We start from the raw sequence: 9,010 nt of genomic DNA, 5'->3' as shown, positions 1-9,010 counted from the left end.
CGGCGAGCCGCGCTCGCCGGCGAGCGCGGCGGCATCGAGCCGGAACGGAAACGCGTGTACCTCGAAGGCGGGTTGTCCCGCGCGCAGCGCCGCGTCGGCGAGGGTGTAGATCTCCTCGATCGCCGCGTCGCCCATCGCGTAGCAGCCGATCGACACGCAGCTGCCGTGCACCATGAGGAAGTCGCCGGTATAGCCGTGCGCGCGCTCGTAGGCGTTCGGATAGCCGAGATTGAACGCGAGGTGATAGCGGCTCGCCGGATTCAGCTGCCCGCGCGCGACGCGGTAGAAGCCCTCGGGCGCCTGGTTGTCGCCCTGGCGCCGCTTCGGGCCGAGGTCGCCCGAGTAGCGGCAGATCGGATACGTGCGAAACAGCGTGTAGCCGCCGTCGCGGCCGGCCATCCACAGTTCCAGTTCGCCTTCGCGCTTGAAGATGCGCACGAACACCGGCGCGCCGATCTGAAGCCCGAGCGGCTTCAGATCGCGCTGCAGCGCCGGCGTCACGCGCGCCGCGGCATCGCCGGCGCGCGTCGCCGCGTTGGCGTCGAGCGCATTCAACAGCGTGCGTCCGGTAGTCGGCGAAAGAACGAGTGCCGCGATGCCCGCGACAGCGATGAGCGACAGCACGACGAGGGCACGCAGCATGTCCGGTTCCGGGGAAGGGCGACGCGAGTGTATCGGCGTGGCGGTCGGGGCGGGGTCGAGGAAAAGCAGAACCTGGCGAGTGGCAGGTAGCAACCAGGGACAGCGCGCCGCGTTTCCTCCGGTTCCTGCCCGGCAATCCCGAGTTCCTGTCCGCGAGCGCGCCGCGCGGGTATCGGCACGGCAGTCGATGCGGAATCGACTCAGCCGTTGCCGATGGTCAGATGCAGCGGCGGTTCCGGTTCGCGCCGTAACCCGAGGCGTTCGCGCAGGTCCAGCAGTGCGTCGCAGCGCACCGGATACCAGACGTAACCCTGCATTTCGCGGGGCATCGGATCGAACTCGAACGCGACACGCTCGCCCTCGCCGACGCCCCACAGCGACGGGTCGGCCGGTTCCTCGCCGCGTATCACGGAGACGTGCGTGCCCCAGAGCGGACTTTGCAGACTGCGCACGCGCCGATGTGCAATGAGGTACTGATGCCGCAGATAGCGCCCCAGTTCGGGATCGCCGTCGAGGATCAGCCACCAGCGCGTACTGCCGCCGTCACGCCGCCGATGCGAGCCGGGGCGCAGCTCGGGACTGAAACGCAGGGTTCCGCTGGACTTCATGACACGCGCATGAGGAAAAGAAACCAAAGGTTAGCGGACAGGAACGGGAGGAAGCGCGCGTCGGCACGGCCTTGCCGAAAGCGTCGGACAGCACCGACCTCTGGTTCCTACCTACTGACGTCGGGTTCCTGCTTCTCCCCCTGCTCCGCCAGCGCAACCCGATTCCGCCCCTCGTGCTTCGCGCGATACAGCGCCGCGTCGGCACGCGCGAGCAACTGCTCGGCGGCGCCGGTGTCCTCGGGCAGCGTCGCCGCCGCGCCGATCGACACCGTCACGCCGCAGGTGCCGGAAACGGACGCGCAGAGCCGCCGGCCGAGTTCGCCGGCCGCGGCGAGATCGCAGTGCGGCACGACGAGGCAGAACTCCTCGCCGCCGAAACGCGCGACGAGCGTGTTGTCGCGCACGCCGCGCACGAGTGCCGCGGCGACGCAGCGCAGCACGGTGTCGCCGGCGAGATGGCCGTGCGCGTCGTTGTAGGCCTTGAAGTGATCGACATCGGCGAGCAGCAGTGCGACCGGGCGCCGCGTCTGCGCCGCGGCGGCCAGCGCGGCGGCGAGAAACGCATCGAAGCGGCGCCGGTTGGCGACGCCGGTCAGGCCGTCGCGTTCGGCGAGATCGCGCAATTGCGTATTGGCCTGTTCGAGTTCGGCCGTATGCGCACGCACGAGCGCCTGCAGCTGCCGGTTGCGCGCATCGAGCCGGCGGATCCGCGCGCGCAGCCCGACGCTGAGCACGAACGCGAGCACCGCAACGCCGAGCAGCGCGAGCAGCAATTGCAGGCTGCCGCGCTGGTACCAGCGCGGCACGATGCGCAGATCCAGCGCCTGAGCCGGAAACACCTGTCCGCTGCCGGCACGCGCGCGCACCTCGAAACGGTAGGCGCCAGGCGGCAGTAGCGCATAGCTGAATTCGGCGCGCGTGCTCCAGTCCGACCATCCCTCGTCGAGGCCGATCACGCGCGCCTGGAATTGCGGCGGCGTCGACGACGACAGATCGACGAGCCCCGCACGAAGCCGCAGCGTGCCGGCGCCGTAGTCGATCGCGGCTTCGCGTCCGAGCGGCAGCGCGCGACTCGTGCCGTCGCGCCGCAGCAGCTGCACCGACTGCAGCCGCAGCATCGGTTCGATCTGCCGCGGCGACGCCGCCGCGGCGTCGTAATGCAGCACGCGCCCGTCGCTGCCGACGACGACGTCGCCGTCGGGCAGCGCCGTCAGCGACTCGATCGCGCCGGTGCCGCGGTCGATCGCATCGACGCGCTGCCAGCGCTTCGCGGCATCGCGCCGGTAGACGCTGAGGAAGGAATACGCCCAGGCGACGCCACCGACGCCCTCGCGCAGATGCACGATCTCCTTCGCCGGCAGCAGCGCGGCGAGTCCGTCGAGCGCATCGGCCGCAAACCGCTCGCCGTTCCAGCGAAACAGCCCGGCCTCGGTGCTCGCATACACCGCACCGCCGAGTTCGCTGACCACCGCCGAATCCGGTCCGCCGAGACCGACCTGCGCGTCGAAGCGTTCGATCTGCGGCGGCTGCGCCGGATCGGCCGCCACGCGCACGCGCAGCAGTCCGTTGTCGTCGCTGCCGAGCCACGCGGTATCCGGCGCGGTGTCGACGAGGCTCATGACGCGCGCCTGGAGTTCGGTGTGCGGCGTCTCGATCTGCCAGCCATCCGCCGCGCGGCGCAGCAGCGCGAATCCGCTTTCCGTGCCGACCCACGCACGCGTCGGATCGAAGCGCGAGCGCGCGAGCAGACGCGGATAGAGATCGTCGGGCCCGAGCCGCGAACCGTCGGCGCGCCGCAGTCCGTAGCTGTCGGCGAGCACGCTGGCCGCGCCGTCGGACAGCCGGCTCCAGGCTTCGCCTTCGTAGTCCGTGTCGGCCGTGAACGACTGCGTCGTGCCGGCGCCGTTCCAGGGAACGGTGAGTTCGCCGATCGTCGTCAGCACGCGCAGCAGACCGGCGTCGTACTGCACATCGTGAACGCCGCCGCGCACGCCGGCCTCGCTGCCGTAGACGTTCCAGGCCGCCGGCCACGGCAGGCGCACGACGCCGGCATCGTCGACGACGAGCAGCGCGCCGTCACCGTCGACCGCGAGATTGCCCTGGAACGTCGTGCCGAGGCTGATCTGCCGCACCGAACCCGCGTCGACGTCGACGACGCGCAGCAGACCGTCGTCGCCGGCATAAGCCGCGTGACGCGCGTCGAGCAGGATGCCGTCGTTGAAATGGCGCGTATCGCCGTCGCCGAGCACCGGGCGCAGCCGGCCGTCCTCGAGCACGGCGAGCCGCGGCGTCTGGTCGTGCACGAGCAGGCGCTTCGCATCGAGCGACAGCAGCGTGAACGCCGGCTCTTTCGCGAACTGCTCGCCGCCCGGAATCAGTTCGAAGCGATCGCCGACGCGCCGCTTCAGTCCTTCGCCGCGCCAGTTCACGACGAGATCGCCCGCATGCCCGACGATGCCGCCGAAGCGCTCCGGCGCATGCCAGATGCCGCGTCGGCGCCCTTCCCCGTCGATCTCGAACAGCCAGCGCAGCGCGCGGAAATAGAGACTGTCGCCGTGCTCGACGATGTCCCAGACGTCGACGAAACCCTGCGGCCCGACATCGGCGGCAAAGGCACCCGCGTAGTCGATCAGACGCTCGCCGCCTTCGGGCGTGCGCTCGATCCGGCCGAAGCTGTCGGTCGCGCCGTACCAGAGCCGGCCGCGGCGATCGCGCACCAGCGTGCGCACCGTGCCCGGCCGCGGCAGCGCGATCGACTCCCAGCGCACGCCGTCGAAACGCAGGATCGCATCGCTCGCACCGACGTAGAGCAGCCCGTCGTCGCTGCGCGCGACCGCGAAATACTGCGGATAGATATCGACATCGGGCGTGAAGCGCGTCATCAGCGGCGTCGCCGCGTGCAGCGTTGCGGCGCAAAGCCACAGCACCGCGATCGCGCATAGGCGTCCGATCAGCCCCCGTCGCATCCGTATCCCCCGTCGCCCCCCTCGGGCTCGCGGGCATCGTAGCGCGGACCAGCAGGGGGGAGAACGCGGGATGCGTGAAGAACGGTGATCAAGCGGCGGGACGCGGGGCGAGAAGTGAGTGGAGAGGAATCAGAAACGAGTGACGGCGCGGAGCGCGCTGCCTTTGCGTTTCTCTTCGCTGATCACTCGCGTGCGCGCGAAAAAGAAGCCCGCGCCACGCAACCCGTTTCTCGCTCCTCTTCTTCACTATCCACTCGCCATTTCAGTCATCGAAGCGGCATTCCGCCCCACCGCCTATCACGTCATTTTCCGCATTGACACCCTAGTACCAAAGGTCCACTGTTATACGCGCTGCGCGGCGCAATGCCCGCGGCACAAGGGGAGAAAACCGATGCAACGTGATGGCAATGCGGCGCGCTGCGCCGCGTTCGGCGTACTCTTGCTCGCGTTTTGCGCGAGCGCGGTTTCGGCGCAGACCACGCCCGACTATTCCAAACTCAAACCGGCCATCGACGGCGACATTCCACGCACCGTGCCGTCGTTTCCGTTCTCCGCGTTTCCGATCGACACGCGGCCCATGTTCGATACCTTCGCCTGGCAGAACTTCATCGCCGTGATGTGGCCGTCGCTCGCCGAAGGCAACGGCGAGCCATACGAACCCAACAATCCCAGCGTATTCGGCAAATACGACGCACGCTTCGCGCCGCGGTGGATGCGCTGGAAAACCGCGTTCGACCTGTATCCGCAGAACGGCAGCGAACCGCCGGCCTGGGATCAGCCCAACGGCTACGCGGTCTGCCGCAACATACCGGCCGACGACAAGCGCCCGCGCCTGGACATGACCAGCGAGTTCGGCAGCATCGCCGATGAGATCGACGAAGCCTTCGCCGGCCCGCTGCCCGACCAGACCGGCTACTTCACGCGCTTCGAAGTGCGCGTGAACCGCGTCGAATACGACTACGTGCGCAGCAACGGCTACTACAACCGCAGCAACTGGCCCGCGAGCGGCAAGCCCGGCATCAGCTTCCCGGCCAGTTCAGCCGACCAGCTCGGCTCGATCGAGGTCAAGGCCGCCTGGCGCAATCTCGCCAAAGTGCCGCCGCAATTCCAGACGCGCTTCTTCGCCATCGATGCGCTCGCCGCCAAGCCCGGCACCTGCAAGACCGAAAGCGGCGGACGCACGACCTGCGACTGCGAGCCGATGAAGGCCGGCCTGGTCGGTTTCCACATTGCGCACAAGACCGCGGACTTCCCGCAGTGGGTCTGGTCGACGTTCGAACAGGTCGACAACCTGGGCGAAGACCCGACCACGCCGCCCGACATGCTGGCGTCGTACTTCGATCCGGAACTGTACAAAAAGCAAAAGATCCCGCGCTCGAACCCGGCCGATCATCCCGGAGCCAGCCGCGTACCCGGCCCGAACGACTACGATCCGGCACCGATCAACGTCGCGCGCCTGTCGGCCATCCCCAGCACACCGGCCGGCAATTCCACGACCGACATCAACGCGCGCTACCGGCAATTGCTGAAGGGCACGGTCTGGGAAAACTACGTGCTCATCGGCACGCAGTGGTCCACCGCGCCGTCCGTGCCGCCGACCACGCCGCTCAACAACGACTTTGGCTGCGAAGACGGCACGCCGCCGGCCCAGGGCGGACTCGCCTTCCCGCAATGCCAGGTCTCCAACGTGACGATGGAGACCTACCACCAGTACGACAGCTGCCAGAACTGTCACCAGGGCGCACAGCGCTCCGGTGCCGATTTCAGCTGGATCCTCGCGCTGCGCGCCTGGAGCCCGCAGCCCATCGCCAGCCCGATCAAATCGCCCGACCGGCCGAAGAAGGCGCCCGACAAAGCCGGATGACACGCGTCCGCTACCGCCGTCTGCCGTTCCCTGCGTCCTTACGTTCCCGCTCCGCACAGGAAGCCGTCATGTCAAAGACCGCCACCGCCGTTTCCGTCGCCCTGCTCACGGCATTTGCCGCCGCGAGCGCCCACGCGCAGGACAGCGCGAACTCCGCCGAGCTGCGCGCGGATTCGGCCGCACTCGCCTACCGCAACGCCGTCGTGCCCGCACCACCGGGCTGGAAAGGCCCGACCTTCAAGCTCGCGCACGACTACCCGACGCAAGACCCGGGCACCTGCCCCAAGACCGAATGCACCTGGCTCGACCTCAAGGTCGACTTCACGCTGCCGCTGAGCGGCCCCGCGCCGACCTGGGGCTCGCCGTGGTCGGACTACATCCAGCGCGTGCTCGACTACGTGAAGAAAGGCCAGGACGAAGCCCTGCGCAACGAGATCGGCTGGAAGACCACCATCGGCAACGACAACCGCTGGTTCCACGTGCCGTGGATGGCCTACGACCCCACGCGCGGCCGCGAATACGTGCACGGCATGACCAACGAACGCACCGCGACACTCAGCGATTTCGGCGAAGACGTCGAGATCGACCGCGGCATCAGCAAGCTGCTGCTCGCCAACGGCCAGGAATCGAACAAGTTCTTCGAAACCTGGGCCTTCGGCGTCTACAACCGCTGGGGCGCGTATTCGATCGGCCGCACCATCGGCCGCAACGGCGTACCGGTCACCGGCAACTACGGCGGCGTCGCCGCGCCGGCCGGCCTGCCCTTCCCCGAAGGCACCGTCGTCGCGAAACTGCTGTTCACGACCGCCACGCCCGCCGACGTGTCGTACCTCAAAGATTCGCCCGCGTGGCAGACCGACCGCCACGAACAAAAAGGCGACATGTTCCTGTGCAACCGCAAGGTGCAGGAAGTCCGCCTGATCCAGCTCGACGTCGCCGTCGTCGATTCCCGCTCGCCCACCCGCTGGGTGTTCGGCACGTTCGCCTGGAACGGCAACAAACAAGGCAAGACCGCCTGGGACAAACTCGAACCCGTCGGCCTGCAATGGGGCAGCGACCCGTGGACGTTCCCGGCAGTCGCGCAGTCCGGCAGCATCCCCGCGCACGAAAGCGTGCTCAATAAAGGCATCGGCACGCCGCAACACTTCGGCTGCAACGAACGCCTGGCCGGCCCGGTCGACAACAAACTGTCATCCTGCCTTTCCTGCCACGGCGGCGGCTTCGCGCCCCCGGTCGGCTTCGCCGCCACCAAGACCACCACGCCGCCGATCTTCGGCTTCAACGGCCAGTGCGAAGTGAACTCCGTCGACAACGCGCAGTACTTCAGCAACAACCAATTCCCGATGGCCTACACCGGCGGCCAGTACCCGGACCTGCTCAGCATGGACACCTCGCTGCAGCTGCAGGTCGCGTTCGAGCAGTATGGGCAGTTCAAGCAGTATGGGCAGCCGGTGGGGTGTAAGGCGAGTAAGTAGGGACGAGCGATCTAGAATGGGTTCACTTACGAGCAGAACCGCGTAGGTGAACCTTTTTCGTTTTCCGCCCGCTCCAAAGCCTACGTCAACCTGCACTATTGCGCGGCTAAATATAGGTGAGAGGAGATTCTATGGGGATTGAGCTTGTCATTACGCTGATCGGAGCCCTACTCAGCATGACGGTCGGTGGAATCGCGTCGACAGATCCCATTCGGAAGATCTTCAATATCCTAACTCGCAAGAAAGATGCCGAGCCTGAGAAAAGCTATTCCGAACGCCTCGCCGAACTGACCGTAAGTCTCACGGACGCCTCTGAGCAAGTCGACACCGTGCTCGCCGAGCTTTCGCAAGTCGCTCAAGAGAAAGAGCAAGCCGTGCTGAAACTTGCAACGAGACTTTCCAAGCTCGAAGGTAGAGAAGTGGAGCTGAAGGAGCGAGTCGCGACACTTCAGAACGTACCGTTGCCAGTAGCTGAGCATTTCGCGAAAATCGTTGGTTCTGGTGAGAAGCGCAGTGCAAAGCGGGACTACATGCTGTTCGGAGCTGGTGTGGTAGTAAGCACTAGCGTCGCCATTGTTTTGAAGCTAGTTGGCTTGGGCTGACGAAGCCAACGTGAAATTCAATCCGTAAATCGAGGGAAAATCGGGGCAGCTTCACTCGCCACACCACGCACGTGAACCCGACCCCATTTCCATTCCGGCAAAATGGGAGGCTCAAATGAGCGCTGTGAATCTCACTGTATATCCCTACGACGACACCGCGCCAATGGGGCCAGACCCCAAAATCGTCCATCTTGATTGCGGACGGGATCGAGCAATGGCTTACCGTCGGAATCAGCTCGACGGTCGCGCTACGTGGACCTGCGAATGTGGACTCACTATCGAGTACTCACGCTTCGGACCTGCCAATGACACAATTGGGCGGGCTGCGATCAACGGTCAGCCGACTGAGCTTCCGGCGAAGAGCTTCTGGTCAAACCTGGCGACGGTCGTTTACCTGCATTCACCATAGCATTGGCTCGGTAGTTGACCAGCTCGATGCAGTATCAGCAGCTAAATTTGAACCTAATTACAATTGAATTGTGATCCGTTTGTGATGGCAAATCGACTTCGCTCTCCCGGATTCAGCGCAGATGAGCCCTGGCCAGATATGCCAACTCATTTCGCACTGATAATTCGGAGCTAGGGATGGTCTGAACAAGCCACCGTTACACTCTTCCAAAAGGCAGCTTCGCCGCTTTCGGAACAAGAATTTCCGACCTGAAAGAGTTTTCGGCGTTGCAAAGGCTGCAAATAGCAGCCTTTTCTACCGCTCTACGCGGCCTTCAGACGCAACTCACCTGTCATCGCCAGCAATCGCTTTCGAGCCATCCACAGATTCGATAGCGCGAACAGCGTCAGGATCTGAGCCGTGTTCTTCGCAAGCCCCTTGAATCGCACCTTCACATAGCCGAAC

At 65.8% G+C, this 9,010-nt stretch carries 6 protein-coding genes and 1 pseudogene; 3 read left to right on the top strand and 4 right to left on the bottom strand.

The genetic code is table 11. From position 1 onward, the window contains the following. From VLF18_RS20790 to VLF18_RS20780, 3 genes are all read right to left on the bottom strand, one after another. Window positions 1-642 (bottom strand): L,D-transpeptidase family protein (locus VLF18_RS20790; protein ID WP_325281545.1); only part of this gene is annotated, 642 nt, incomplete at its 3' end. A gap of 200 nt (window positions 643-842) precedes the next feature. Beyond that, a complete protein-coding gene (locus VLF18_RS20785; protein WP_325281544.1) occupies window positions 843-1,250 on the bottom strand; it encodes a hypothetical protein in 408 nt (135 codons plus the stop codon). Window positions 1,251-1,357: 107 nt separating this feature from the next. Next, on the bottom strand, window positions 1,358-4,216 hold the full coding sequence (locus VLF18_RS20780; RefSeq protein ID WP_325281543.1) for a GGDEF domain-containing protein: 2,859 nt from the start codon (window positions 4,214-4,216) through the stop codon (window positions 1,358-1,360). 391 nt (window positions 4,217-4,607) lie between these two features. Between VLF18_RS20780 and VLF18_RS20775 the strand changes: the two genes are divergently transcribed. The 3 genes from VLF18_RS20775 to VLF18_RS20765 all read left to right on the top strand — a co-directional run bounded on the left by VLF18_RS20775 (window position 4,608) and on the right by VLF18_RS20765 (window position 8,157). Then, a complete protein-coding gene (locus VLF18_RS20775; protein ID WP_325281542.1) occupies window positions 4,608-6,080 on the top strand; it encodes a hypothetical protein in 1,473 nt (490 codons plus the stop codon). A gap of 68 nt (window positions 6,081-6,148) precedes the next feature. Continuing rightward, the gene (locus VLF18_RS20770) at window positions 6,149-7,555 is read left to right on the top strand and encodes a hypothetical protein (RefSeq protein WP_325281541.1); all 1,407 of its coding nucleotides are present in this window, start codon (window positions 6,149-6,151) and stop codon (window positions 7,553-7,555) included. A 131-nt stretch (window positions 7,556-7,686) separates the two neighbouring features. Continuing rightward, a complete protein-coding gene (locus tag VLF18_RS20765) occupies window positions 7,687-8,157 on the top strand; it encodes a hypothetical protein (protein WP_325281540.1) in 471 nt (156 codons plus the stop codon). Between the two features lie 711 nt (window positions 8,158-8,868). On the opposite strand, the pseudogene VLF18_RS20760 reads toward VLF18_RS20765, so the two are convergent. Then, window positions 8,869-9,010, bottom strand: a pseudogene (locus VLF18_RS20760) (IS5/IS1182 family transposase); the annotation flags it as partial.

Source organism: Tahibacter sp., from assembly GCF_035481375.1.
Lineage (GTDB): Bacteria > Pseudomonadota > Gammaproteobacteria > Xanthomonadales > Rhodanobacteraceae > Tahibacter.
This window is presented reverse-complemented; position numbering and strand designations above follow the sequence as displayed.